At 56.6% G+C, this 1,386-nt stretch carries 1 protein-coding gene; it reads left to right on the plus strand.

All coding sequences use genetic code 11. The features are described 5' to 3' along the window. Window positions 1-43 precede the first annotated feature (43 nt). On the plus strand, window positions 44-1,360 hold the full coding sequence (locus tag EH240_RS36960; RefSeq protein WP_167484332.1) for an NAD(P)/FAD-dependent oxidoreductase: 1,317 nt from the start codon (window positions 44-46) through the stop codon (window positions 1,358-1,360). The last annotated feature ends 26 nt before the right edge of the window (window positions 1,361-1,386 follow it).

A 1,386-nucleotide genomic window follows, 5' to 3' on the forward strand; every position in this document is an offset into this window, starting at 1 on the left:
GCCCGACCGCTAATGTATACTGAAATTACGACGGATGCTTTGCATGAATGGGCTTTGGCGACGTGAGATAAAGGCGCCGATCTACGACGAGTCGAATGGTTGGTTCAGGTCACTGGGCGTTGTGCCTCCTGCGCGTCCCCTAAAGGGATCTCTGCGCTCCGACTGGGTTATTGTTGGCGGCGGCGCCTGCGGCCTGGCGACGGCGCGATATCTCGCCTTGCTGAAGCCGGATGATAGAATTGCGCTGATTGAAGCTTCCCGGATCGGCTTCGGTGCCTCCGGGCGCAATTCGGGCTTCATGCTGGACCACAACACTCATGGCCATACCAAATCCCAAGCAGTCACCCGCCGCAATAATGCCATCTGCTCTGCTGGAACTAAGCTGTTGCGTGAGCTAGTTCAGACGCATGGCATAGAATGTGACTGGAGCGACTGGGGCCGCATCTATGTCTCGGCGGGCGTCTCCGGTGATCGCCACTTGCGCGATCTGCAAGCTGCCTATGAGCGGGACAACATTTCCTACGCCCGGCTTGAAAGCGATGAGATGGCACAACTCGTCGGGACTAAATTCTATCGAGCTGGCTTGAAAGTTGGCGGTAACGGCTTGGTGAATCCCGCCGCGCTGATGAGGGGCCTTGCCGCGACTTTGCCGCCAAACGTAGAAGTCTTTGAGGGCACTTGTGTACGCTCCTGGCGAGGCGGACCAACTATTGAAGTATTGACTGATCACGGTGAAGTGCGCAGCAAAAACATCATCTTCTGCACCAGTGTATTCTCGGGCGAATTTGGCATTGCGCGCAACCGCATTGCGCCAGTCGCACTGTTTGCCAGCATGACATCACCAATTCCCGATCGGTTGATGTCAGCCTTCGGCGATACGGAGTTCGCTCTCCTTCCTGCTACTGAAAATGGCAGCACGATCCGCCTGATCAAGGGCAATCGTTTGCTGATGCGAAACTGCATTTCGTTCCCGAGGAAGTCCGGCTTCTCGCAGGATTTTCTGGCCTCGGTAGAACAGCGCCTTCGCAAGGCGATGATCGCGCGCTGGCCCCAGTTTGCCTCGCTCGAATTTACAGACACTTGGTCCGGGCTTCTCGGTTTCACTCGAAATGATGCGATCGAGTTCGGGCAGGTCGCCCCAAATGTGTATGTAAATGTGTCGTCCGATGCTGCTCCTGTCGCCAGAGGAACTGCCACAGGCAAGCTTTTGGCCGAGAAAATATGTGGTGTACGCAGCAAGCTGCTCGATCTCGCCGAGACGGCGCCCAGGGCGGCGCTCATTCCGCCGCGGGCGATCCTAAAGCATGTTGTCAACCATCGAATACGCAGCGCCGAGCGTCGCGCGCGGGAGGAATTTTAGCAAGCCTGGGATTTGCTTGATATTGA

This window comes from Mesorhizobium tamadayense (genome assembly GCF_003863365.1).
Classification (GTDB): domain Bacteria; phylum Pseudomonadota; class Alphaproteobacteria; order Rhizobiales; family Rhizobiaceae; genus Mesorhizobium; species Mesorhizobium tamadayense.

What these genes read in the sequence shown, in the direction of transcription:
- EH240_RS36960 (WP_167484332.1), top strand. Translation starts at nt 44, where the DNA reads ATGAATGGGCTTTGGCGACGTGAGATAAAGGCGCCGATCTACGACGAG.